This is a genomic window from Rhizobium sp. ARZ01 (assembly GCF_014851675.1).
In the GTDB taxonomy this organism is placed as follows: domain Bacteria; phylum Pseudomonadota; class Alphaproteobacteria; order Rhizobiales; family Rhizobiaceae; genus Mycoplana.
On the sequence record NZ_JACVAE010000005.1, the window covers coordinates 1 to 24,978 of the forward strand.

The 24,978-nt window shown below is 61.8% G+C and carries 16 protein-coding genes and 2 pseudogenes; 4 read left to right on the forward strand and 14 right to left on the reverse strand.

Annotation, left to right across the window (positions count from 1 at the left end):
- The 3 genes and pseudogenes from IB238_RS22465 to nirK form a co-directional block, all read left to right on the forward strand.
- Positions 1-248 (forward strand): annotated as a pseudogene (locus IB238_RS22465) (dihydrolipoyl dehydrogenase); the annotation flags it as partial.
- A gap of 178 nt (positions 249-426) precedes the next feature.
- Positions 427-1,799: pseudogene (locus tag IB238_RS22470) on the forward strand (ISNCY family transposase).
- 466 nt (positions 1,800-2,265) lie between these two features.
- Entirely contained in the window at positions 2,266-3,342 is a 1,077-nt protein-coding gene (gene nirK, locus IB238_RS22475) for a copper-containing nitrite reductase (protein WP_192252561.1), read from the forward strand.
- Between the two features lie 134 nt (positions 3,343-3,476).
- Here the strand turns inward: nirK and IB238_RS22480 are convergent, their stop codons facing one another.
- From IB238_RS22480 to IB238_RS24995, 7 genes are all read right to left on the reverse strand, one after another.
- On the reverse strand, positions 3,477-3,836 hold the full coding sequence (locus IB238_RS22480) for an EF-hand domain-containing protein (protein ID WP_192252564.1): 360 nt from the start codon (positions 3,834-3,836) through the stop codon (positions 3,477-3,479).
- Between the two features lie 112 nt (positions 3,837-3,948).
- A complete protein-coding gene (locus IB238_RS22485) occupies positions 3,949-4,446 on the reverse strand; it encodes an SRPBCC family protein (protein ID WP_192252566.1) in 498 nt (165 codons plus the stop codon).
- Positions 4,443-4,640 carry a DUF2933 domain-containing protein gene (locus IB238_RS22490; protein ID WP_192252568.1) on the reverse strand — a complete coding sequence of 66 codons (198 nt, stop codon included), beginning with the start codon at positions 4,638-4,640 and terminating at the stop codon, positions 4,443-4,445. Before IB238_RS22490 ends, IB238_RS22485 begins: the two co-directional genes overlap by 4 nt.
- The gene (locus IB238_RS22495; RefSeq protein ID WP_192252571.1) at positions 4,637-6,874 is read right to left on the reverse strand and encodes a copper-translocating P-type ATPase; all 2,238 of its coding nucleotides are present in this window, start codon (positions 6,872-6,874) and stop codon (positions 4,637-4,639) included. The genes IB238_RS22490 and IB238_RS22495 overlap by 4 nt, the downstream gene beginning before the upstream one ends.
- A gap of 13 nt (positions 6,875-6,887) precedes the next feature.
- The gene (locus IB238_RS22500; RefSeq protein WP_192252574.1) at positions 6,888-8,360 is read right to left on the reverse strand and encodes a multicopper oxidase domain-containing protein; all 1,473 of its coding nucleotides are present in this window, start codon (positions 8,358-8,360) and stop codon (positions 6,888-6,890) included.
- A 564-nt stretch (positions 8,361-8,924) separates the two neighbouring features.
- Entirely contained in the window at positions 8,925-9,146 is a 222-nt protein-coding gene (locus IB238_RS22505; RefSeq protein WP_192252577.1) for a heavy-metal-associated domain-containing protein, read from the reverse strand.
- A 627-nt stretch (positions 9,147-9,773) separates the two neighbouring features.
- Positions 9,774-14,678, reverse strand: coding sequence for a hypothetical protein (locus tag IB238_RS24995; RefSeq protein WP_192252580.1), 4,905 nt, complete (start codon positions 14,676-14,678; stop codon positions 9,774-9,776).
- A 400-nt stretch (positions 14,679-15,078) separates the two neighbouring features.
- On the opposite strand from IB238_RS24995, the gene IB238_RS22515 reads away from it, so the two are divergent.
- Positions 15,079-15,951, forward strand: a complete 873-nt coding sequence (locus IB238_RS22515) for a hypothetical protein (protein WP_192252582.1) — start codon at positions 15,079-15,081, stop codon at positions 15,949-15,951.
- A 526-nt stretch (positions 15,952-16,477) separates the two neighbouring features.
- On the opposite strand, the gene IB238_RS22520 is transcribed toward IB238_RS22515, so the two are convergent.
- From IB238_RS22520 to IB238_RS22550, 7 genes are all read right to left on the reverse strand, one after another.
- The gene (locus IB238_RS22520) at positions 16,478-18,097 is read right to left on the reverse strand and encodes an AMP-binding protein (RefSeq protein ID WP_192252585.1); all 1,620 of its coding nucleotides are present in this window, start codon (positions 18,095-18,097) and stop codon (positions 16,478-16,480) included.
- 505 nt (positions 18,098-18,602) lie between these two features.
- The gene (pcaF, locus tag IB238_RS22525; RefSeq protein WP_192252587.1) at positions 18,603-19,805 is read right to left on the reverse strand and encodes a 3-oxoadipyl-CoA thiolase; all 1,203 of its coding nucleotides are present in this window, start codon (positions 19,803-19,805) and stop codon (positions 18,603-18,605) included.
- A 5-nt stretch (positions 19,806-19,810) separates the two neighbouring features.
- Complete coding sequence (locus IB238_RS22530) at positions 19,811-21,772, reverse strand: 3-hydroxyacyl-CoA dehydrogenase NAD-binding domain-containing protein (RefSeq protein WP_192252590.1); 1,962 nt, start codon at positions 21,770-21,772, stop codon at positions 19,811-19,813.
- A 9-nt stretch (positions 21,773-21,781) separates the two neighbouring features.
- Complete coding sequence (locus IB238_RS22535; RefSeq protein WP_192252593.1) at positions 21,782-22,177, reverse strand: RidA family protein; 396 nt, start codon at positions 22,175-22,177, stop codon at positions 21,782-21,784.
- Complete coding sequence (locus IB238_RS22540; RefSeq protein WP_192252596.1) at positions 22,155-22,583, reverse strand: thioesterase family protein; 429 nt, start codon at positions 22,581-22,583, stop codon at positions 22,155-22,157. The genes IB238_RS22535 and IB238_RS22540 overlap by 23 nt, the downstream gene beginning before the upstream one ends.
- Positions 22,584-22,592: 9 nt before the next feature.
- Positions 22,593-23,780, reverse strand: a complete 1,188-nt coding sequence (locus tag IB238_RS22545) for an acyl-CoA dehydrogenase (RefSeq protein ID WP_192252599.1) — start codon at positions 23,778-23,780, stop codon at positions 22,593-22,595.
- A gap of 14 nt (positions 23,781-23,794) precedes the next feature.
- On the reverse strand, positions 23,795-24,976 hold the full coding sequence (locus IB238_RS22550; RefSeq protein ID WP_192252602.1) for an acyl-CoA dehydrogenase family protein: 1,182 nt from the start codon (positions 24,974-24,976) through the stop codon (positions 23,795-23,797).
- Positions 24,977-24,978: the final 2 nt, after the last annotated feature.

Sequence of the window (24,978 nt, forward strand, 5' to 3'; positions counted from 1 at the left end):
GCAAGGCGATCGCGCTCGGCGAGGACCAGGGCATGGTCAAGACGATCTTCGACAGGAAGACCGGCGAACTGCTCGGCGCCCATCTCGTCGGCGCGGAAGTAACCGAATTGATCCAGGGCTTCGTCGTGGCGATGAACCTGGAGACGACCGAAGAAGAGCTGATGCACACGATCTTCCCGCATCCGACGATCTCGGAAACGCTGAAGGAAAGCGTACTCGACGCCTATGGGCGTGCGTTAAATGCCTGAGGCTGAGGACGGTTGGCTCAACAGACCGATTGCTGATGAGCATCGACTGGTGGAACGTCTTGGTTCCATAAATAAAGCTTATCCAATTTAGGTAATGTAGCCGCAAAGTTAGAATGTCCTGATTCTGTAAAGTAAGAATGTCACTCTCCCCGGGCTTTGATGACCTGGGAGATTGCGGATGGGATTGATTGCGATGAGCGAACGCGACCTGCAGCGGATCGAGGTTTTGTCGAAAGTGACCGCCGGGCGCATGACGTTGGCGTCGGCGGCGCATGTCCTGGGCTTAAGCACGCGCCAGGTGCGTCGTCTGCTGGATCGGATCAGCACTGGCGGTGCAGCGTCGATCCGGCACAAGGCGATCGGCCGGCCATCGAACAATCGGATTTGTCACGGCATGCGCGATTATGCCATGGCGATCGTGCGCGAGCGCTATGTGGACTTTGGTCCGACGCTGGCGGCCGAGAAGCTTGCCGAGCGTGATGGTCTGACGGTGTCGCGCGAGACCCTGCGCCAATGGATGGCGGATGCCGGCCTGTGGCTGTCGCGCAAGCAGCGGCGGACGTTTCATCAGCCACGATTGCGGCGCGAGGCCTATGGTGAACTGGTGCAGATCGACGGGTCGGAACATCACTGGTTTGAGGATCGCGGGCCGCCGTGCTCGCTTCTGGTGTTCGTCGATGACGCGACCGGCAAGCTGATGCAGTTGCGGTTTGTACGATCGGAAAGTGCGTTCAGCTATTTCGAGGCGCTCGAGCTCTATCTGAAGGCGCATGGGGCTCCAGTCGCCTTCTACTCCGACAAGCATTCGGTGTTTCGGGTTGCGAAGAAGGATGCCAAGGGCGGCCAGGGCATGACCCAGTTCGGGCGTGCACTCTCAGAGCTAAACATCGAGATTCTTTGCGCAAATTCTAGTCAGGCCAAAGGCCGGGTTGAGCGGATGAACCGGACGCTACAGGACCGGTTGATCAAGGATCTGCGCCTCGAGGGCATCTGCGGCATGGACGAGGCAACGCTTTCCTGCCTCGGTACATGGAGCGCTATAACCGCCAGTTTGCCATTACCCCTGCCCGATCTGATGATCTGCATCGGCCGCTGAACCTTGCCCCGGATCGGCTGCGCGACGTCCTGTGCAAACGTGAGCAGCGTTATGTCGGTGCCCAGTTGACGTTTTCGTTCGAGCGCCAGCGGATCATGCTGGAGGAGACCGAGGTGACGCGCGGGCTGGTCGGTCGCTATGTCGAGACCTACGCGCTTGCCGACGGCAGGCTGGATGTGCGCTGGAAGGGGCATTCCCTGCCCTACAGAATATTCGACAAGGACCAGCGGGTGACGCATGCGGCGATCACCGAGAACAAGCGGCTCGGTGATGTCCTGGCCTACATCAAGGAGCGTCAGGAGCAGCAGAAGCAGCCGGCCGTGAAGACGAACAGCGAGAAGATTGGCTATAAACCGCGGGGCCGCAAGCCGGGCAAGAGGACGGATTTCATGAACGACCCCGTGGTGATCGCACGACGCGAGAAGGCACTTTCCCGAATTGATGCTGCGGAATGATCCGCGGCGCGAAGTCTCAAAGCTAGAGCCGAAGGGGTGCCGTTCACGCCCCGATCTGATCTTGCAACCGGATCAGCCGGTCAGATCGGGGCTGGTCATCGTGCCATGCGACGGCTCAAAGTGACATTTCTACTTTGCGCCAACGCGGACAGTTCAACTTCGCCGCCACAACATATTGATTTAAAAGAATAAAGTTGACGATGCGCTTTCCCTTCTAACTAGGAATTTGTAGATCAGAGCAGATGGCCGCTTATGCCCGGAAGCTGCCGTTGGCGGTCTAGACGCGAATGAGCGCTTTGCGCCCCATGTCGGCCGTAGAGACAAGCTTGGCCGCTGCCCGAAAGCAGACGTCGCCAGCGACAAGGCTTCGTATTCGCGAGTACTTGCCCTACTTGCGGTAACTCAAAGAAGGCGACATCGCGGAGCTGTTGAACTGCGCAGTACACGCAACGTTTAGGGATTTCCGATGACCAACTTCCGTAGATATTCACCTTTGGGCGTGACACTGGCGCTTCTCTCGGCGACGGTTGCCCCGGCCTTCGCCGGAGGCTCCCACGACCATCCGGCCGAAAACGGGACTGCCGCTGCTCCGCTTGACATTGTCCGGGCGGCCACTGACCTGGCGCGGCCAGTGGAGAGGAGCGCCCCCGAAACAATCAAGGTCAATCTAGACACCGTCGAGGTGACCGGCAGGCTGGCCGACGGAGCAAGCTATCACTTCTGGACATTCAACAAGAAAGTCCCTGGCCCATTTGTTCGCGCACGGGTGGGCGACACGATCCAGGTGGAACTCACGAACCTGGCTGATAGCAGCGAACGCCATAGCGTCGACTTCCATGCCGTGACCGGCCCCGGCGGTGGGGCCGTAGCGACGGATGCCGCACCAGGAGAAACGAAGGGATTTTCGTTCAAGGCGCTGAAACCAGGCCTTTACGTTTATCACTGTGCGGTGCCGCTTGCGGCGCAGCACATCGCCAACGGCATGTACGGATTGATCCTCATCGAGCCGGAGGAGGGCCTCCCGCCTGTCGATCGGGAGTTCTACGTCATGCAGGGCGAGGTCTACACGTCACAGGCATACGGCTCAAAGGGGAAATTGACCGAGAACCTCGACAAGCTGATGGCGGAAGTCCCGGAGTACTATGTGTTTAACGGAGCCGCCAACGCGCTGACCGGCGACAACGCTTTGACGGCCAAGGTCGGCGAGACGATCCGCATCTACTTCGGGGTCGGCGGGCCGAACAAGACATCGAGTTTCCACGTGATCGGTGAAATCTTTGACAAGGCCTACCAGCTCGCGTCGCTGACGACGGAGCCATTGACAGACGTGCAAACGATCACCGTGCCGCCAGGCGGCGCATCGGTGGTCGACATGACCTTGGACGTTCCCGGTGAATACGTACTGGTTGACCATGCCTTGTCGCGGGCGGCGCGCGGTTTGGTAGGCAAGCTGGTTGTGGAGGGCGAAAGCCAGCCAGCACTGTTCCAGGCCGCGTCGTTTACGCCCGACGAAACGCAGCCCACCACGCATAGCTCCCACTGATAATGGGGCTGGGGTAGGAGGACCGCCTCCTACCCCGCTACACGGGTCACAGACATCTCCGCCGCCAAAGTGCGGCGCGTGTTTCCGATGGTTGGTTCGAAAGCCTGGCGGTCCTCACGTGGCCGCGCCAATTCTCATTGACCCTGCATAAAGGTCTGCATCTCTTCCAGCGTCACCTTGCCGTCCTTGTTGGCGTCCACGCTGTCGAAAATGCGTTTGTGGACTGCGGTGACCTCTTCAAACGACAATGCACCGTCGCCGTCCGTGTCCGCTACAGCAAACATGATTTTCATCATGTGACCGCGCATCGGACCCATGGGCATCCCGCCCATCATACCCTGCATTCTGCCGCCCATCCCCATTCCGGGCATCTGGCTTTGCCCTGCCTGCGTTCCCTGGCTCTGAGTGGTGTCATCGCCTGACTGGGCGGAAACGGGACCAATCGATAGAAGAATGGCAGCTACTGCCATGCATGCCAGTTTTCCCGGGGCCATTTGCGTTCTCCTTTTGCGTCCACAATTTGGTCGGCGTACACACGGCAATGCGGCGGAACACGCCGACAAGGGCGAATATACCACCGCCGTGGGAAGGCTGGTTTGTGTTTGGTCAAAGACCCTGCTGTTGGAAACGGATGGCGGCATCCGAAGCTATTCGGTCCACGCACCACCGTGCATACGTCGGGCCAAGGAAACGGCCGATCAGACGCCCGGTCGTTGTCGGTGGAAGCTCGTAGTCGATAAACACCCTCAGATCGCAACCTACCTGCGTCGCTTCGATGTCAAAACCCATCCGGTATGAACCGATGACCAGGAGGAGGGGCTTGTTCGTCGTTTCCCAGACTTTGCGAACAGGTGGCCGCCGCTCGACGATCGTCTCTTCTACGTAGAGCCTCATGCCGAGGAAGGCCCCGGTCATGCGTATCCGCCCGCCGATTTCCCGACCTTCGGTGAGATCGAACTCGTACGACATTCGGCCGCCGAGCATCATCATCGATGGTCGCGACATATGGCCGGCGAGGCGGCGATGATCGTCAAGATAGTCGAAGAGGGCCTCGGCCGAGGCCTGGATGCGAACCCCGCAGTTGGCCGAGTACCCGTAGCTCATTTTTCTTCGCCCGAAGCACCTCGGTGATGGCCATGCCCACCATGCCCGTGGAAGAGGTGCATGACGGGGCAAGCCAGCAGAACGAGATATGGCAGGAACCCAAGTGCGTGTCCCCAATGCTCCCGAAGGACGAAGAACAGGACGATGACGACCAAAGATGCGGCCATCAGTGTCCAGGTCCGTGGCGAAGTCATAGCTTGACGCTCCTCAATCTCAGCGAGTTGCCGATGACGCTCACAGACGACAGCGCCATGGCGGCAGCAGCGATGATGGGGGACAGGAGGAGGCCTAAGGCCGGATAGAGGACCCCGGCCGCCACGGGAACACCCAAGGCATTGTAGATGAAGGCGAAGAACAGGTTCTGGCGGATGTTCGACATAGTCGCGTGGCTCAGTTGCCGTGCGCGAACGATGCCCTGGAGATCGCCCTTGAGGAGCGTCACCCCGGCGCTTTCGATCGCCACGTCAGTCCCCGTACCCATCGCGATGCCGACATCGGCAGCCGCAAGCGCGGGCGCGTCGTTGACCCCATCCCCGGCCATGCCGACGATCCGCCCCTCGCTTCGCAAGCGCGTGACGATCTTGCTTTTGTCCTCCGGAAGGACTTCCGCCTCGACTTCGGAAATGCCGAGGCGGCGGGCCACGGCGTGCGCCGTTGTCTTGTTGTCACCTGTGAGCATGACGACGCGAATACCTGCCTCGACAAGTGCCTTTACGGCGTCCGGCGTCGTTGCCTTGATCGGGTCGGCGATGGCGAAGAGACCTGCGACCTGACCATCCATGGCCATGAAGATGACCGTCGCCCCTTCGTCGCGCAGTTCCTCGGCCTTGTTCGTCATGGAGGAGACGTCGATCTGCTCCTCTTCCATTATCCGGTGGCTCCCAAGGATGATGGCGTGGCCATCAACTTTGCCGGTGACGCCTTTGCCGACCGGACTGTCGAAATCCTGTGCGTTTCCAATCGGAACGTCGCGTTCTCTGGCGGCGTTGACGATCGCAAGCGCAAGCGGGTGCTCGCTGGGGTTTTCCAGTGTCGCGGCAAGGCGGAGCAGTTCGGCCTCGGACAGTCGATCGCTCGGGATGATGGCCGTGACCTTGGGCCGCCCCTCGGTAAGCGTTCCGGTCTTGTCGACGACCAGGGTATCGACCTTCTCGAACCGCTCGAGGGCTTCGGCGTTCTTGATCAGTACGCCAAGTCGCGCGCCACGGCCGACGCCGACCATGATCGACATCGGCGTCGCCAGGCCCAATGCGCAGGGGCATGCGATGATGAGCACGGCGACGGCGGCCACCAGTCCATGCGCGAACCGCGGCTCCGGGCCGAACAGCATCCAGCTCGCAAAGGACACGATCGCGACGACGATCACGACCGGAACGAACCAGCCCGACACTTCATCCGCCAGGCGCTGGATCGGCGCGCGGGACCGTTGGGCATCGGCAACCATCTGGACGATCTGCGAAAGCATCGTGTCCCGGCCGACCTTCCCGGCCTCCATAACGAAGGCTCCGGTCTGGTTCATCGTGCCGCCGATCAGTTTTGACCCGGCGTCCTTGGTCACCGGCATGGATTCGCCGGTGATCATCGATTCGTCCACCGAACTGCGGCCTTCGAGAAGGATGCCGTCCACGGGAACCTTCTCTCCCGGACGAACCCTCAGCCGATCTCCAACCATCACGACATCGAGGCCGACATCTTCCTCCGAGCCGTCCGCATTCACCCTGCGGGCGGTCTTGGGAGCCAGGTCGAGCAGCGCGCGGATTGCCCCGCCCGTCTGTTCGCGGGCCCGCAGTTCCAGCACCTGTCCAAGCAGGACGAGAACGGTGATGACGGCCGCGGCCTCGAAGTAGACTGCAACGGAGCCTTCGGCGGCACGGAAGGTGGCGGGAAAGATTCCCGGCGAGACAGTGGCGACAACGCTGTAAAGCCATGCGACCCCAGTGCCCATCGCGATCAGCGTGAACATGTTGAGGTGGCGCGTCACCAGGGACTGCCGACCCCTCTGGAAGAAGGGCCAGCCCGCCCAGAGAACGACCGGGGTCGCCAGTATCATCTGCAGCCAGTTCGACGTCTGCGGACCCAGCAGCATGTGCAGGTTTGTCAGATGGGCTCCCATCTCCAGAACAAGGACCGGCAGGGAAAGCACGAGACCGACCCAGAAGCGGCGGCGCATGTCCAGGTACTCTTCGCTGGGTCCCGACTCGGCCGTGGCGATCACCGGCTCCAGCGCCATGCCGCAGATCGGGCAATTGCCTGGGCCGATCTGCCTGATCTGCGGATGCATGGGGCAGGTGTAGACCGTGCCTTCCGGCACGGTCTGCGTATAAATCGAACTGGGCTGGCCGGACTCAGGATGGTGTCCGTGGTGATCATGGCCGTGATGATCGTGTCCGGAGTGTTCGTGCCCATGTTTGTGGTGTTCATGTGCCATCGCAAGTCTCCGACTAGATCGCGTTTTGATAGGCTACGAACGACATCATGCCCGTCGCCATGTGATAGAGGTGGTGGCAGTGGAACGGCCAGTGTCCGGGGTTTGCCGCGTCGAACTGGACAGCCACTGTCGCCATGGGCGGCACGAGCACCGTGTCGCGCACCGCTCCGTTGATGCGTCTGCCGTTGATGCCCACGACCTGAAAGTGATGTCCGTGCAAGTGCATCGGATGCGCCATCATCGACATGTTCCGCATCGCCAATTCGACGCGGTTCCCGGTCGTCACCTTCATCGGCCCATCCGCACTTCCGATTTCCCAGACGTAGGAGGCCATGTCTCCGCTCAGTGTCAGCGAATATGTCCTGTCCGGGGTGTGTCGGGCGAGCGGGGTTGCGGCTAGCAGCGCTTCCTCCAAGGCAAGATCGAGTATCGGGCCGCTGTCGGCTGCGATCGTACTGACCTTCGAGATGCTGGCGTCCGCGGTGGCCAGGATGACGCCCGTCCGTTCCTTTGCGCCCTCGCGCAGCGCGAGAATGGGGAACGCTCCAGGCCCTGCCGGAAGCCGTAGGCGGATGTCGATCCTCTGTCCCATTGAGACGGGAAAGCGGCTTCCTTGTAGCGGGACGACGTCAATCCCATCGACTGCGATCAGATCGCCCGAAAGGGTCCCGGTGTCGATGGTGAAGGCGGTCGCCGTCGCCCCGTTGATGATGCGAAGGCGAACGCGTCCTCCTTTTTCAACGGTGACGACCTCGGGATCATCCAGTGTACGGTCGTTGGCAAGGTAGGCGTCGTATTCGATGTCGTTCAGGTCCATGGCTGGCATGCCCGGCATCGCCATGCCGGGCATTTGCTGTTGGTGCATCCCCTCCATGCCGTGCATCGCGGTCCCCATTTGCCCGGCGGCCATGCGCCCGGCCATGGCGTGGCCAGAGCCCGGGGCCTTCAATCCGGCCAACAACTCCTCCGGGGTCTTGAAGGAAAAGTCATGGAGCAGGATGACGACTTCCTGTTCGTCCCGCGCTTGGTCGGCCGCGGTCCGTACGATCAGCGGGGCCGCTAGGAGCGCCTGCTCCTGAAGTGTATGCGCGTGCATCCAGTGCGTGCCTCCCTGGCCGACGGGAAAGCGGTAATGGCGGTTTTCGCCCGCGGCCAGGAGTTTGGCTGGATTGTCAGGCACCCCGTCCATGCCCCATGGGGGCGTCAACCCATGCCAGTGGACCAGCGTGTCTTCTCCCGACTGGTTCAACAGGTTGACGTCGAAGTCGCCTCCGGCGTTGAGGACCAATCCGGGCTTTCCATCCGCCGTGCCAAGTTGAAATACGGTCGCGGCTTTCCCGTTCACCTCGAGGACGCGCTTGGAGATGGACAGATCGGTTGTTCCGCTGGTCGCCGCCCGGGCGGTGTTTGACCAGGGATAGTTTGCGATTGGTGCGATGGCCGCTGCGCCAATGGCCAGCGTCTTGAGGAATTGTCGGCGGTACATGTTTGATATCTCTCTCGATCCTGGTCGGGCATCCCGACCTGCTGATATTTCGACCCGAGACGGCTCGGGCCAGGTTCATCAAAACAGGATGGATCGAGGTGGCTCGAAGACGTCAGGCGCGGCCTGACCTGACAGGCCGACAAGCGCGTCGGGAAAATATGACGGCGTGATTTTGTTACTCCACGCCACCGAAGCGGGAGAAGGGATGGCGGCAACACAGACGGCGCACGCCTTCGCGCAACAGAGCGTGCCCTTGAACACCTTTCCGTGGTGATGGTCTGCGTCGACGGACGCCTGTTGTGGCGATGCGAGAAGGACCTGAACGGTCACGTCCGCAGTGTGGCAATCAGCCGGCATGGCCTGCGCAGGCGTGTTGAGGTGGAGGCCCGCAACGACTGCGGCCAAAACCAACCTCAACAATGTCAGAAACCGATTTCGGCTTACCATCATACTGACTCAAATGTCGGCGTTGACCGCAAAGTAGTGTTTCGCTTCCCCTGCGCCTTGACTTTCATCAGTATAGACCATTACGCCCCGGCGCGGGTAATTGAGATGGATGGCGGGTCACGCTCCGTGGCCGCAGCACGATTTCATGAAGGTGGCCCCGTAACCGGCTTCCGCGATCGCGGCGATGAACCTGTCAGCCACGACCTGGGACTCGATGGACGCCGTTTTTGACTCGAGATCGATTGCGACCTCGGCCCCTGGATCGACCGATTTCACGGCCTTCGTTACCGCGCCGACGCAGTGGCCGCAGGTCATGTCCGGAACATTGAGACGGAACATTGGAATATCTCCTGATGGTTTTCGCTAGAACCAAAATGGGGCTTCCCACGGCGGGAAGGTCAAGAGCGCTCAGGAGATTATTTGTAAGTGGCGTTTCGGAAGGCACGTGCTTCCGTTCGCCGCAACTACGTCAGTTCGGCCATGCCCAAAGAGTTGCCAGAACTCGACGATCCCTGCCGGAATCGTCTCAAGTCCACTCGCTCGCCATCGGCGCGAGAATGGTTTAGCGCAACCTTGGCAAGGGATGCTGGTCAAATTTGAAGGCCCCTTCGGGCCAATCCCAGACCTCGGTGGCAAGAGATCAGATGTCCGCTTTTCGTGTTGGGTGTCCTGGCAGCGGACGGTCGGCCATCGGCCCCAAGACTGACCGGCCGGTTCCGGCTTGAGCAGCCTGTCCGCAACGCGCCCCCATGTCGGCCGTAAAGACCAACTTGGCCGCCGCCCGAAAGCAGACGTCGCCGGCGACAAGTCCGTGCGACTTGTGCGCCATTGGCGGAAGTCGCGGATTCCGCATTTCAACAAGCGCCAGTCGGGCGAACAATGTCGTTCCGAGGACATCCTTGATATTGCAATGGCCACTTCGCAAGGTGGGATTTAGTGACGATGACAGGTCGGGTAACTGCCCACTTACAACAGGAAATCACCTGCCTTGAAGGCAAGCGCGGCATCGATATGCAGCACGAAATCAGCTTTGCCGTTACCATCGATGTCGCCATAGACGTAAGTGTTAGCCTTCGTCTTTTCGTAGCGAAGTTCGCCAGCGGTATTGGAGAACTTGGCTGTGCCGATGAAGGCGAAGGCATGATCTCCCGCCTTTCTCAGGTTCGCATCGATCGCGGTGAAATCGATCAAATCCTTCTCCTTCTGCGAGAAGTCGAAGATCGTGTCCGTCGCCGTTTTCGATGTGCCGAGTTCCTTCGCTGACCGGAAGACGAATCGATCGCTGCCTGCGCCGCCATGGAGGTCGTCGAAGCCGAGCCCGCCGATGAGCCGGTCATTTCCCGCTCCGGCAGACAGCATATCGTCGCCCGCGCCGCCGTCGAGTACATTGGCTTTCGCATCGCCCGTGAGCTTGTCGGCATAGGAGGAGCCTGTGATGTTCTCTATCGACGAATACGTGTCGCCTTTGGCATCGCCCGTATTGATGGAGGACTTGGTGAGGCTGGCCGTTACGCCAGCGGTCGCGCCGGCATAGGAGGCCGTGTCCGTCCCGTTGCCGCCGACGAGACGATCACCGCCTGCACCGCCGACCAGCAGGTCATTGCCATCGCCGCCGTCGAGGATATCGCTGCCGGCATAACCGTAGAGCGTGTCGTTTCCGGCGAGCCCAAGGATCTTGTCCATGCCGATGCCACCCTTCAGCACGTCGCCCTTTGCCGTGCCGGTGATCGTCTCGAGGATATCGGCAATGGTGATGGTGAAGACTTTCGTCACCTTGTTGATACCGTCGGAGATATTGATTGTAACCGTATCCTTCTGCACCTTGTCGAAATCGATAGGCTTTGTCGTGACGAGCTTCGTTCCCGAGAGCTTGAAGAGACCGCCCGCCGTATCCGTGAGCTTGTAGGTGAGAGCTTTGCCCTCCGGGTCTTTGGAAGAGAAAATGCCGACAAGAGTCCCAGCGGCAACGTTTTCCTTCACCGACGTGCCGGAAAGGGTTGGGGGCGTCGGAGCTTCGTTGACGTTCTTCACCGTCACCTGCAGGGCCTGCATGTCGATCAGCTTGCCGTCGCTGACCTGAACGATCAGATCGTAGGCATTGTTCTTGCCGCTGTCCTTCGGGTTCTCGAAGTCGGGTGCGGCCTTGAAGGCGAGCGCGCCGGTGCGGGTATCGATGGTGAAGAGCGCCTTGTCCGCGCCGCCGATGATGGAATAGGTCAGCTTCGATCCGGCATTCTGGTCCGTGGCCCGGATGGTGGTGACGGTCTTGGTGTTTTCCAGAAGGGTGATCGAGGCCGAGGAACTGCCGCCATTCGAGGTGATCACGGGCTTGTAGTTGGCGGTGTGGTTGACGAGGTCGTAGGTGACGTCGTTGAAGACCAGCTCGGTCAGGTCGTTGATGCCATCGACGCCGGCGGCGACAAGGGCCTTCAGCTGATTGAAGGTAAGCGAGGCCAGTTCCTTGGCCGTCATCTCGACTTCGATGCGGTCGACGCCCGCCGAATGGAGGGCATCGCCCGTTGCCTTGACGAGCGTCTGAGCCTCGGCATAGCCCATTTTGACGGCAACGGCGTCGGAGGCAGTGAAGCCGATCCCGGCGTTCACATATGTCCGGGCAGCGGCAAGCGTGAGCGTTAGCGTATTATCCGACGCATCGATCCTGTCGATGTTGATGGCCGTCAACCCATTGAGGTCATGCGCATCGGGGTCGATGAATGTCGCCGACAATGCGCTGACCGAAACCATATCCGCATCGTCGAAGACGATTTGACGTGCGGCGAATTCTTTCGCCAGTGCAAGACTGAGTGTGATGGCACCGTTCGTGACATCGACCTCGCTGACACCCTTGTTGGAGAGGGCCGTAATATTGGCGATGGAAAGGCCCGCGATGACGCTACCGGTATCGGCCAGCCGGATGACATCAATCCCAAAGGGCCGGTAGGTAGAAAGATCAGCATAAGAAGCGGCGAGGAGATTTGAGGCCGTATCAGCGAGACGTGCAATGAAATCCGAATCCAACGGCAAGTCGGCGCTTCTAACCTTCTCTGCAGTCGCGACAGTGAGGTCCAGAACGGATTCAGCTGTCGTAATAGCGGCCGTTCCAAAAACTTTCGCTCTGAGCAGATCGTCGGAACTCGTTGCCGACAGGGACGCGGTCGTCACACCGAGCAAGACTCGGTCTTCGCTGGAGAAGCGGGCATTCGCAAGATGGTATGCCTTGATTGCAGCCGTGGAGAGCACGACCTTGTTGTCGGTCGCGTCGAGCGTCGTGAGGCCAAAGATGGAAAGCTTGGCGATTTGACCAGCCTCAAGCGCTGCGAAGTTTGCACCGGTGTCACGGATCGAAACCGTGGCGTTGGCGGGGACCTCAATGCGCACACCGTGTTGCGCAAAGGCAGCGAACTGCGCGGTGGTAATCGCGAATCCCTGCTCGGCGATCACCTTGGAAACGCCGACAGTCGCGAGATCGGCGATGTCGCCGGCGCTGAGGCCGGACAGCGCCGTGACGCTGTCGGAGAGATGAACCAGTTCGTCCGCGGCGAAGCTGATCCCGCCGGCAGCGAAAGCCTTCACCTGCGCCAATGAGAGAACGGCCGGTTCCGTTTCCGCGACATTGGTATCGATTTTCGTGATGCCCCATTCGGCCAATTCGGCGATTTGCGCCACGGTCAGATTGACGATGTTGAACTTGTAGTCGGTCAGCGTCAGCACATCCGATGCCGCAAAGCGCACGCCGATACTGTCGAGATAGCGGTATCCACCCAGAGGGAGTGTGATCTCATTCTCTAAGAGGTCGATGATCTTCATGCCGAAGGCGGCCAACGCGGCAAGATTGCTGTCCAGCGTCACCAACTGAAGGAATGTCATCTCGACCGTTGCCGCATCGCCGCTGGCCAGCGTGATGCCCGCGCCGACATAGGCCATGGCCTGGTCGAGCGACAGCGTGACCTTGTTGTCGCTGGCGTCTAGACCGGTCACGCCAAGGGTCTTGAGCTTGGCGATGTCGGCAACGGAAAAGTCGTCCAGCGCCGCGCCCGTGCCGCCAACCACAACGCCGCTGGCACCGGTGATCTGGAAGCCGGAAATATCGATGAGGTCGGCCGCGACTGCCTTCGAAAGCGTGACACCGCCACCATCGGAAATCGTTATGGTGTCAATATGCAGCTCACGAAGGTGCGCCACCTCGGAAACGGTGAGTGCAGAAATCGCCGACGCCGTGCCGTTCAGGGTCGCCTGCTCTGTGTCGTGTTGAAAGGTCCGTGTGTAGTATTTTCCGTCGTTGTTGTCGTACCACGTGATGGCAAAGCCGCCGCCGGCCAATGCTGTGATTTTCTGGAACCACTGGATATTGGCTTCGTTGGCGTTGATTTCCAGTTCCTGGCCGACCTTGCTGCCATCGGCGCTGAAAACCTGCGCGTTGATCTCGTATAGATCACCGCTGGTATCGACGTGCTCCGACCAGACGACCACATATCCGCCCCCGGCGAGCGCGACGATCTGCGGGTCGAATTGATCGCCGACAACCGTCGTGTTGACAAGCGAGACCGCGCCGATCTTCGTGCCGTCGGCATCGATAATCTGCGAATAGACGCCGCCGTGCTGACCGGATGTCGCATTCGGATTGTCCTGACCAAACCATGCCCAGGTAATGACATAACGACCGTTTTCCAGCGCGGTTATCTTCGGAGGATCCTGCGCTAAATTGCTGGAATTGATGGTTATTTCGGAGCCGAACTTGTTGCCCTCACCGTCGAAGAGTTGGACGGCGATCGCATCTTCGGAGGATTGGCTGATCCACGTCACGGCAAAACGCCCGTCTGCAAGAGAGGCGATGGAGGGCATCTGCTGGGGCATTTCCGTCTGGGTGGTAATGAAGAAGGCGTCTCCCACCTTCGCACCGTTGGCGTCGATGATCTGCGCGGCAAGCCCACGCCCACCGCTGTCCGACGCGCTCCAGATGATCATGACCCGGCCATCGGACATCTCCACGCTGTCCGCGAGCTTCACCCCCTCTTCGTAAGGGGAAATATACAGATCGACTACGGGTGTGAGGCTCTGGAGACTGCCGAGCGGCTGGCCATTGGCATCGTAGCGCATAGACGTAAGCGCGTAGCCAGACCCGTTATTTTGATAGGCGGTGATCAGGTAGCCGCCATCGGTAAGACCGATCACGTTCGGTACGTAGTTCCGCAAGGCTGTCGACAACTGGGTTGGCCCGCCGAGGGCATCGCCGTCCGCATCGAACCTTTGCGCGTAAATCGACGTGCTGCTGTGTGACCAGACGACGACATATCCTCCGTCGGCTAGCCTAGCCACGGTCGCCTGCGATTCGTTCGTCAGCTCCGTCCCGCTCACGCGCGTAACGGCTCCTAGTGCTTTGCCATAGGCGTCGAAGTGCTGGGCATAGATATTGCGACCGACGCCTTCGTCCGTGGGTGCCCGGAAGACGACGACGTAGGACCCATCGGCCAGCGCCACGATGGATTCGCCTATGCCCATTCCGAATCCGCGGCCGACCAGCACATCACCGGACGTTGCTGCGCTCATCGTTTCGTATTGAGACCCGACGGTGATGTCGCTTGCAGCAAGGGCATTGATCTGATCCAGGCTGAGGGAAAGGACGCCGCCCGTCGCCATAACATGCGATGCCCCCAGCGATTTAAGCGCGGCGATGCGCGCAGTGCTCAGTTCCTCGATGCTGCCTGCGAGGTCCTTGATCGAAATCACGTCGTTACCGGCGAACACCACGCCCTGCGAAACGAGAAGCTCCGCCTGTGCGAGGGTAAGGCTTGCCCTGTTGTCGCCCAGATTGATTTCCTGCGAGGGCAGGCCGGGTTGGATCTTGGACTGGATTTCGGCAAACGTGCTCATGTCAGTGCCTCCTAAGATTCTTATCGAATGCGCGGCACGAGCGTTTGCAGGCCACGCGGCATCGAAGGCGGACGTCGCAGTCGCGTCGCCGCCTGAAGAGTGGGGATTTTTCTGTCAGGTGCCCGAATGATGAGGGTGTGCTTTGCCCGTCGACATTCGGGGCTGCTTCACATCAGCAATGCGATGGCGGTGCCCGAAGGCGGTAAATAGCTGATTTCATGGAATGTCCTCAGAACCTGTTTCCTCATAACCAGTGGATGCAGGCAGGATCAACACAAGAACCGGACCGTGAGCGGATGGACCCAAAATTGATTCACATTCATGATGCCGCGACATAACGATGCGATGGTGGACCGGTAGAAATACCCGAAAGATTAGATGGCGCATGGCGCGAGAGAGAATGACAATTCGGCCTTTGGCACGAAAAGATGAATCCAATACCCTGATCCTGGGCGAGGGAGCCGCATCCATTGCAGTCATTCGCGATGCGGCGGTCGAGCTGCTCGCAATGCACGACATAGCGCCGCGCGTGGTGCGCTACGTCGCTAGCATGCAAAAGTGGTTGATCACGCAAGCGATCGTCGCCCTTCATTTCAAGCGGGAGAATGACGTGTCATGCCCACCCCTGACTGCGGGGGCGTTGATCGATATCTTCGCGGGACAGCCGGTCTTCAGCAAGAACACGCTGACCGCGCATCTGGCGGAAATGCGCGCTTACGGATTGCTCGTAGCGCAGGAAAGCCGGGACAGGCGCGTCAAGCCTCTCCAACTGAGCGCTTATGGCCAAACCCTGATCCGCCATTGGCTGGAAAGCCACCTTGCCGCCCTGGACCGACTGGACGGCGGCGTCCGTGCAGCCCGGCTAGCCGATGAACCGAGCCTCCTCGCCCGCATCCATCCGATGGCGATCCAGTCTCTCATTTTCGATCCCGCCTGGGCCTGCCCGCCGGCGAGCGTGGATCTTTTCGTTCGTACGGAATCGGGAAGCAATATCCTCCATGAACTGATCTGCCGATTACCCACGGACTTGCAGAACGCGGACGAACCGGTTTGCCTTGGACCGCTTCATGCCAGCGAGGTATCCACCCGGCACACGCTGTCACGGGGGCATGTCCAGAGGGTTTTTGCCCGTGCACGCGCGCAGGGTTTGCTCACCTGGGGGCTTCCCGGCAATCGCGGTGACCTTTTCGTATCGCCGACGCTGCTGTGGGACTACGCGCGTTGGCAAGCCGTCAAGTTTGAAGCCATCTCCGCCGCATACCAGCGTGCGTGAGCGGCGAGAAGACGAAAGACAGAAGGTACTGGAGTGGCTGGTGATGGGTGGGGCGGCTCCGACAGGATTCGAACATGCTGGCTATTTCGAACGCAAACGTATGTGTGCTTTCCTGATGTCGCTCTCGAGAAGCTGCCAGTCCGCTGCCGGCCCCAAATCGGTCCACCACTCAAGCCAAGGCTAGCGTCCGTTGATGGCGCAAATCCGTGTTCTCTCGCATGGATGTTCTGGTTTTGGTCTTCGAAAGTCGCATAATGGATCGAAGGGAACTGCCGGTGCCGGCGAGCAACGAAGATAGAATAATTGGTGGGGACATAGCTATTCACTGCGGGTGGTCCGCAGCTCGAATCCCTTCAAGGCGAAAGATCGCCGGCAAGATACAAAATACCTAGAAAGAAATTGCATCTGCCGTGCGATCTCGGCCCAGAGCCTGGCCCACAGGGTCAGTTCTCGGACCCGCATAGCCCCACCATCACGGATCGAAATCCGGCTGCTTCGACCGATGCACCAGCGCTCGGTGCCCTTCTCAGTTCGCTGACCGCAACCGGAACCGCTGTATTTTGCCCGTTACTGTCTTTGGGAGCCTGTCCAAGAACTTCACCGAGCGCGGGTATTTATATGGCGCGATCGTCGCCTTCACGTGATCCTGCAAGCGCTTGATCGTCACTTCGTCTGCTGGTACGCCCGATGCCAACACGACGTAAGCCTCAACGATTTGGCCGCGTTCGACATCGGGTGCGCCGACTACGGCACATTCGTTGACTTCGGGATGTGCGATCAGGGCGGCTTCGACCTCCGGGCCGGCGATGTTGTAGCCGGCGCTGACGATCATGTCGTCCAACCGGGCGGCAAAATGGAAGAATCCGTCCTCGTCTTGCAGGAAGGCGTCGCCGCTGAGGTTCCAGCCATCCCGCACATATTCGCGCTGGCGGGCATCGGCCATGTAACGGCAGCCTGTGGGCCCCCGCACTGCAAGCCGGCCGACCGTGCCGCGCGGCACTTCGCGCATCTCGTCATCGACGATCCGCGCCTCGTAGCCGTTGACGGGTTTGCCGGTCGAGGCAGCCTTGCGATCCTCGAAACGATTGGAGATGAAGATGTGCAGCATTTCCGTGGCGCCGATGCCGTCGAGGATCGGCTTGCCTGTCTTTTCCGTCCACTCCTCGAAAATGGGGCCGGGCAATGTCTCGCCCGCCGAGATGGCAACGCGTAGCGAAGAGAGGTCCGCGCCCGCATCCATCGCTTTCAGCATGGCACGGTAGGCGGTTGGCGCCGTAAACGAGATCGTCGCCTTGTAGGTCTCGATGATCTCCACCATCATCGTCGGTGACGCCTGTTCGAGAAGCGTGGCGGCCGCACCGAAGCGCAAAGGGAAGACAGCAAGCCCGCCGAGGCCGAAGGTAAAGGCGAGCGGCGGCGAGCCGACGAAGACATCGTCCGGCGTCACGCCGAGGACCTCCTTCGCATAGCCATCAGCAATCGCCATCAAGTCGCGGTGAAAATGCATGGTGGCCTTCGGCTCACCGGTCGTGCCCGAAGTGAAGCCGAGCAGCGCCACGTCATCGCGACCTGTCCGCACGGCCTCAAAGGTGACCGGCTTGTTGAGCGCGACGCGGTCGAGTTCAGCGTCGTGGTTGGCGGTGCCGTCGAAGCCGACGACCTGCTTGAGATAGCGGCTGTCCTTGGCGCAGGTGACCATTTCGTCCATCAGCCGAGTATCGCAAAGCGCCAGGCTGATTTCAGCCTTGTCGACAATCTTGGTCAATTCCCCGGCGCGCAGCATCGGCATGGTGTTGACAACAACGGCGCCCACCTTCGTGGCGGCGAGCCAGCAGGCGACCATGGCCGGATTGTTGGCCGAGCGGATGAGGACGCGGTTACCCGGCTGGACACCGTAGTTCTCAACGAGCGCGTGCGCCAACCGGTTCGTCCAGTCGGAGAGTTCCTTGTAGGTCCGCCGGCGCCCATTGCCTATCAGAGCCGTGTGGTCGCTGAAGCCCTTGGCTACCATGGCGTCCGTCAGTTCGACGGCGGCATTCAGATGTTCGGGATAGTCGAAACCGTCGAGCAGGAAATCCGGCCATTCTTCCGGTGGCGGCAGGTTGTCGCGGGTGAACGTATCGATATGTGCGGTTTTTCCAAGCATGTGGCGGCTATTCCCCTATTGCGTGCTGCCTGTTGTCCAGGCGTTTTAAAAGCCGGCGAGATTCGTTGCAGACGCGCATGCGCCGACCGTCAAACTGGTCGCGCGGGCGGTGTCATCTGTCGTGATGGGCACAGCGAAGACCTCCACCGCCGCGCTGAACATAGGAAGCATTGCATCAGTCAAAAATTATTTCAAGCCTAAAGTTGTTCTGTCGGCATTGCCGTTGCCTGCGCGACCACTGTGACGCGCGGACCGAATTCTATCGCGAGGAAGGTCCGCGCTGAACTTCCAAAAACCGGCCAAAAGTTGTGTGGAGCAAGAGGCCGTCCAGATGCGGAGTATGATCGCCTGGATGCCCGTCGAGCTCGGATTCTCGTTTGCGCCGGTCGGCCGAGCGTAGCCTTGTGCGGGGCGTTTGCCCCGCGCCCGCAGCCGGCGAAGACGCGCCGCCCGCGTGGCGCGCCTCGTCCGGCTCGCCACGTGAGCTGCCCTGGCTGCGGGAAGGCTAAGGCCGCGTCAGTAGCAGCGAGATGCCCTGTCCGACGCCGATGCACATTGTGGCAAGCGCCCGGCGAGCACCGGTCACATCGAGTTCCAGCGCCGCCGTCAGCGCAAGACGCGCACCGGACATGCCGAGCGGATGGCCAAGCGCGATGGCACCACCATTGGGGTTGACGTGCGCGGCGTCGTCAGCAAGCCCAAGCTGCCGCAAGCAGGCAAGCGCCTGCGCTGCAAAGGCTTCGTTCAGTTCCACAATGTCGATGTCGCCGATAAGGAGGCCGTGGCGCTCCAGCAGCTTTTGGGTGGCGGAGACCGGCCCGATGCCCATGATGCGGGGCGGAACGCCGGTCGTCGCGAGCCCCTCGACCCGGGCGAGCGGTGCGAGGCCATGGCGCTGGACCGCCCGTCCGGACGCCAGAATGAGGGCCGCTGCCCCGTCATTGACCCCTGAGGCGTTGCCAGCTGTAACCGAGCCATCGGCGCGGAAGGGCGTCGGCAGGCTCGCGAGCTTCTCGATGGTGGTCTCGCGCGGATGCTCGTCCTTTTCGACCAGTGTCGTCTCGCCCTTGCGTCCCTTGATCGCGTAGGGGGCGATCTCGCGGGCGAGGCGTCCGTTCCTCTGCGCCGCCGCTGCCCGGGCCTGGCTGCGCAGGGCAAAGGCATCCTGATCGGCGCGCGAGATGGCAAACTCGGCTGCGACGTTCTCGGCCGTCTCCGGCATCGAGTCGATGCCATAGCGCTGTTCCATCAGCGGGTTGACGAAGCGCCAGCCGATCGTCGTGTCATGGATTTCGGCGCTGCGCTGGAAGGGGGTCGTCGATTTCGGCAGGACGAAGGGCGCGCGCGACATGCTCTCGACGCCGCCGGCGATCACGATATCCGCCTCGCCAAGCCGGATGGCGCGGGCCGCATAACCGACCGCATCGAGCCCTGAACCGCAGAGCCGGTTGATCGTGGTGCCGGGCACGGTTTCCGGCAGGCCGGCAAGCAGCGCCGCCATGCGGGCTACATTGCGATTGTCCTCGCCCGCTTGGTTGGCGCAGCCGAGAACGACTTCATCGATCGCGTCAGCGGGCAAGGAGGCGACACGGGCCATAGCTTCGCGGATGGCATGGGCGGCGAGGTCGTCAGGCCGTACGGTCGCAAGCGCGCCGGCGTAGCGGCCGATCGGCGTGCGGACGCCGCCGATGATATAGGCTTCGTTCATGCCGTCTATTCCTTGTTTCGTTGCGCGGCGAACATCGGCCCGCCCTTGTGCGCAGGAAAACCGTAGCCGTTGATCATCACCAGATCGATATCGCCGGGACGCGCGGCAATGCCCTCGGCAAGCAGTGCCGCTCCCTCGTCGACCATCGCCTTGAGCAGCCGGTCGGCGATCTCCTCGGCCGTGAAACTGCGGGGGACGATGCCTTTCGCCGCGCGTGCCGCCTCGATGATCGCCGTAACTTCGGGATCGACCGTGCGGGCGCCATCGGGATAGGCATACCAGCCACGACCGGTCTTGCGGCCGAGGCGACCGGCCTCGCAAAGCCTGTCGGCAATCTCGACATAGCGTTCGCCGGGGTTACGGGTTGCTGCCTGCCGCTTGCGGCGCGCCCAGGCGATCTCCAGCCCCGCCATGTCGTTGACGGCGAAGATGCCCATCGGGAAGCCATAGGCTTCCAGGGCCGCGTCGACTTCGTGCGGCAGGGCGCCATCCTCGACCATGAACTCCGCCTCCCGCCGATAGGCGGAGAAGATGCGGTTGCCGATAAAGCCTTCGGTGACGCCGCTGACGACAGGAAGCTTGCCGAGCCGTTTGACGAAGGCAAGTGCGCTTGCCAGCACGTCGGGCGCGGTCTTCGCGCAGTCGACGACTTCCACCAGTCGCATGACATTGGCGGGCGAGAAGAAATGCAGGCCCACCACGCGGGAGGGATCGGCCGTCGCTGCGGCGATCGCATCGGGATCGAGATAGCTTGTGTTGGTCGCGAGAATGGTGGTGGGCGGGACGATGCCGTCGAGCCTGCGGAAGAGGTCGGTCTTGACAGCAAGATCGTCGAAGACGGCCTCGATGACGAGGTCGGTGGCAGCCATGTCCGCCGCTTCGGCAGTCGTTTCGAGCCGGGCGAGGCAGGCAGACTGCGCCTCCTCGGTCAGGCGCTTCGACTGGACCGCCTTGTCGAGAAGGCCAGCGATGCGGCTGCGTCCAGCGGCGGCGGCCTCCGGCGTCTGTTCGAGCGCGATGACGCGGTGGCCGCTCGTCAGCGCAGAAACGGCAATGCCGGAGCCCATCAAGCCGGTGCCGACGATGCCGACGGTCTCGATCCGCCGCGACGCGACACCGTCGAGCGTGTCGACCTTGCCGGCAGAACGCTCGGCGAAGAAAACGTGCCGCAGGGCGGCGGATTCCGCGGAATCGCGCAGTCGCAGGAAGGTGGCGCGTTCCTCCGCCAGTCCTGCTTCGAGACCGAGCCGGCCTGCCGCCCGGACGAGGCGGACGGCCTCGGCGGGTGCGGACTGGCCGCGGCTTTTCGCCAGCACCTTTGCCTCTGCCGCGCCGACCGCATCTTCGTCCGCCGGCGGAGCCTCGAGCGATCCGGTCCGGCGAAGCGTCTGCCCGACGGACCGCTGCACCGCGGCAACGCCCGCAGCAAGAGGATCGGCCGCAACAGCATCTGCAAGACCGAGCGTAACGGCTTCAGGGGCCTTGATAATGCGGCCGGTACCGATGAGGTCGATGGCGGCGACCAGACCGATGAGGCGCGGCAGACGCTGGGTGCCGCCCGCGCCGGGAACGAGGCCCAGTTTCACCTCCGGCAGGCCGAAGGAGGCGGTCTCGCCGGCAATGCGACCGTGGCAGGCAAGCGCGACCTCGCAGCCGCCGCCAAGGGCGGCGCCGTTCACCGCGCAAATCACCGGCTTGGCGAAAGCCTCGATCCGGTCGATCACCTCGGGAAGCAACGGCTCGACCGGGGGCGCGCCGAATTCCCTGATGTCGGCCCCGCCGATAAAGGTGCGGCCCGTACCCGCGATCACGAGCCCGGCGACTTCAGAAGCATCGGCGGCATGGTTCAGCGCGGCGATCAGCCCGGACCGCACATGCGCCGACAGCGCATTGACCGGCGGGTTATCGATGGTGACGACGAGCACGCCGTCTTCCAGGCGGGCGGAAACGCTCTCGGAAAATCGCATCGCTAGCGCCTATTCGGGAACGACCGCGGTGGCCTGGATTTCGATCTTGGCGCGATCCTCGACCAGCGCCACCACCTGCATCGCCGCCATGGCGGGATAGTGCCGGCCGATGGTTTCGCGATAGGCCTGGCCGATGCCACGGAGGTTCTCGAGATATTCCTGCTTGTCGGTGAAGTACCAGGTCATGGTGGTGATGTGGTGCGGTTCTGCGCCGCCGGCGGCGAGCACGGCGACGACGTTCTTCAGCGTCTGGCGCACCTGCTCGACGAAATCATCGGTCTCGAACTCGGAGTTTTCGTTCCAGCCGATCTGGCCGCCGACGAAGAACGTGCGGCCACTCGCCGCCACGCCGTTGGAATAGCCAATGGGCTTCGCCCAGCCTTCAGGTTGCAGGATCGTGTGCATGTGGCGTCTCCAGATGTTGGGTGAGGGCGTCGCGAATGTCGTCCGGCCAGGCAAGCGAAGTATTCGTGTCGAGCGAGGTGGCGACGATGCGGTGCTTTGCCGCCCAGAGCAGGGTGTCGCCGCGCGAAACGGTATGCTCCAGATCGAGCGACGAACGGCCGATGGCGCGCACAGCCAGCGCGAAGTCTAGTTCGTCGCCCTGAATGCCGGGGTTTTTGAAGGTGAGGTCGAGGCGCACCGTTGGCACGCTCATCCGCCGCACATCGTTCATCGCCCGCCACGGAAAGCCGAGCGTGGTGAAGAACTCTTCCAGCACCCCGACGAGAATGTGGAGATAAGAAGGGAAATAGGCGATGCCGGAAGGATCGCAATCTCCGAACCGCAGCGGCTTTTTCGTCTTGAACACCGCTGCACCTCAATTCGCGAAAGCGGCGATGCCGGTGATGGCGCGGCCGAGGATCAGCGCATGGATGTCGTGCGTGCCCTCATAGGTGTTGACCACTTCGAGGTTGACGAGGTGGCGGGCGATCGGGAATTCGTCCGATATGCCGTTGCCGCCGAGCATGTCGCGAGCGGCGCGGGCGATGTCCAGCGCCTTGCCGCAGGAGTTGCGCTTGACGATCGAGGTCAGCTCGACCGGTGGATTGCCCTCGTCCTTCATGCGGCCGAGGCGTAGGCAGGCCTGCAGGCCGAGGCTGATTTCCGTCGCCATGTCGGCGAGCTTCTTCTGGATCAGCTGGTTGGCCGCGAGCGGTCGGCCGAACTGTTTGCGGTCGATGACATATTGGCGCGCCGTCTGATAGCAGGATTCGGCAGCTCCCAGCGCGCCCCAGGCGATACCGAAGCGGGCGGAGTTGAGGCAGGTGAACGGGCCCTTCAGTCCGCTGACATCAGGCAGCAGGTTTTCTTCCGGCACGAAGACGTCGTCCATGACGATCTGGCCGGTGATCGAGGCGCGCAGGCCCACTTTGCCGTGGATCGCCGGTGCGCTCAGTCCCTTCCATCCCTTTTCGAGGATGAAGCCGCGGATCAGGCCATCCGGCGTCTTTGCCCAGACGACGAAGATATCGGCGATCGGCGAATTGGAAATCCAGGTCTTGGAGCCGCTGAGGAGATAGCCGCCATCAACCTTCTTGGCGCGGGTCAGCATCGAGCCGGGATCGGAGCCATGGTCGGGCTCGGTCAGACCGAAGCAGCCGATCTTCGTTCCGGCGATCAGCGGCGGCAGGTATTTGCGCTTCTGCGCCTCGCTGCCGAAGGTGTAGATCGGCACGATCACCAGCGAGGACTGCACGCTCATCATCGAGCGATAACCGCTGTCGATGCGCTCGATTTCGCGGGCGATCAGGCCGTAGGAAACGTAGTTCAGCCCTGCGCCGCCATACTCTTCGCTGACGGTCGGGCCGAGCAGGCCGAGTTCGCCCATCTCGGCGAAGATCGAGGGATCGGTCTTTTCGTGCCGGAAAGCCTCCTGCACGCGGGGCTGCAGCCGGTCCTCGGCATAGCCGCGGGCGGTGTGGCGCACCATGCGCTCCTCTTCCGTCAGCTGCGCATCCAGATCGAATGGGTCCTGCCAATCGAACGACGCTTTCGAACCATGCATCACGAACTCTCCCGTTATCGTGCCTTCATCAGCTCGCGGCCGATGATGAGTTTCTGAACTTCCGTCGCGCCCTCGTAGATGCGTAGCGCGCGGATCTCGCGATAGAGCCGCTCGGTGATCTCGCCGCAGCGAACGCCCCGTCCGCCGAAGAGCTGCAGGGCCTGGTCGATGACCCATTGCGCGTTTTCCGTCGCCGTCATCTTGGCCATGGCGGCTTCTCGCGTCGTCGGTTGCTTCTGCACATCGCGCGACCACGCCGTGCGGCAGGTCAGCAGCGCCGCGGCGTCGATAGCGGTCGCCATCTCGCCGAGCGTGCTTTGCGCGGTCGGCAGGTCGGAAAGCGTCGCGCCGAACATCTTCCGGCTTTTGGCGTGGGCGACGGCTTCGTCCAGCGCCCGGCGGGCAAAGCCGGTGGCGGCGGCGGCGACCGAGGGGCGGAAAATGTCGAGCGTGCGCATGGCGATCTTAAAACCTTCGCCCGGGCTGCCGAGAAGCTGCGAAGCCGGAACGCGGCAATTATCGAAACGGATGCGGGCAAGCGGGTGCGGCGCAATCGTTTCGATCCGTTCGGCGATCGTGAAGCCGGGCGTATCGGCAAAGACGACGAAAGCCGAGATGCCGCGCGTGCCGGGCGCTTCGCCGGTGCGGGCAAAGACGGTGTAGATATCGGCGATGCCGCCGTTCGAAATCCAGGTTTTTTCGCCGTCGAGAATGAAATCGTCGCCGTCGCGCCGGGCAGCGCAGGCCATGGCTGCGACATCCGATCCGGCATCGGGTTCGGAAAGGGCGAAGGCTGATATCCATTCGCCGCTGGCGACCTTCGGCAGGGCCATCTCCTTCAGCGCCTGCGAACCGGAAAGGCTGATCGCGCCCGTGCCGAGCCCCTGCATGGCGAAGGCGAAATCCGCAAGGCCGTCGGCATAGGCGAGCGTTTCGCGCAGCAGGCAAAGCGCCCGGCTGTCGATCTCCTCGCTGGCACCGCCGAACGCCTTCGGCACGCAATGGCGGAGCAGGCCGGCCTTGCCGAGGGCGGAAACCAGCTGCCGGCAGGCGGCATCGACATTGTCGTGATCGACGTCGCCAAGACCGCCGCCGGCGATGAAGGCGTCGATTTCGGCCGCAAGCGTGCGGTGGCTTTCGTCGAAGAACGGCCAGTCGAGATGGTCGCGGGTCGGCGCCTGCGCTGTGGTGTGCATGG

Bases quoted from the DNA above. Each gene is read 5' to 3' on its own strand.
- nirK (WP_192252561.1), top strand. From the start codon at position 2,266: ATGACCAACTTCCGTAGATATTCACCTTTGGGCGTGACACTGGCGCTT.
- IB238_RS22480 (WP_192252564.1), bottom strand. From the start codon at position 3,836: ATGGCCCCGGGAAAACTGGCATGCATGGCAGTAGCTGCCATTCTTCTA.
- IB238_RS22485 (WP_192252566.1), bottom strand. From the start codon at position 4,446: ATGAGCTACGGGTACTCGGCCAACTGCGGGGTTCGCATCCAGGCCTCG.
- IB238_RS22490 (WP_192252568.1), bottom strand. From the start codon at position 4,640: ATGACTTCGCCACGGACCTGGACACTGATGGCCGCATCTTTGGTCGTC.
- IB238_RS22495 (WP_192252571.1), bottom strand. From the start codon at position 6,874: ATGGCACATGAACACCACAAACATGGGCACGAACACTCCGGACACGAT.
- IB238_RS22500 (WP_192252574.1), bottom strand. From the start codon at position 8,360: ATGTACCGCCGACAATTCCTCAAGACGCTGGCCATTGGCGCAGCGGCC.
- IB238_RS22505 (WP_192252577.1), bottom strand. From the start codon at position 9,146: ATGTTCCGTCTCAATGTTCCGGACATGACCTGCGGCCACTGCGTCGGC.
- IB238_RS24995 (WP_192252580.1), bottom strand. From the start codon at position 14,678: ATGAGCACGTTTGCCGAAATCCAGTCCAAGATCCAACCCGGCCTGCCC.
- IB238_RS22515 (WP_192252582.1), top strand. From the start codon at position 15,079: ATGACAATTCGGCCTTTGGCACGAAAAGATGAATCCAATACCCTGATC.
- IB238_RS22520 (WP_192252585.1), bottom strand. From the start codon at position 18,097: ATGCTTGGAAAAACCGCACATATCGATACGTTCACCCGCGACAACCTG.
- pcaF (WP_192252587.1), bottom strand. From the start codon at position 19,805: ATGAACGAAGCCTATATCATCGGCGGCGTCCGCACGCCGATCGGCCGC.
- IB238_RS22530 (WP_192252590.1), bottom strand. From the start codon at position 21,772: ATGCGATTTTCCGAGAGCGTTTCCGCCCGCCTGGAAGACGGCGTGCTC.
- IB238_RS22535 (WP_192252593.1), bottom strand. From the start codon at position 22,177: ATGCACACGATCCTGCAACCTGAAGGCTGGGCGAAGCCCATTGGCTAT.
- IB238_RS22545 (WP_192252599.1), bottom strand. From the start codon at position 23,780: ATGCATGGTTCGAAAGCGTCGTTCGATTGGCAGGACCCATTCGATCTG.
- IB238_RS22550 (WP_192252602.1), bottom strand. From the start codon at position 24,976: ATGCACACCACAGCGCAGGCGCCGACCCGCGACCATCTCGACTGGCCG.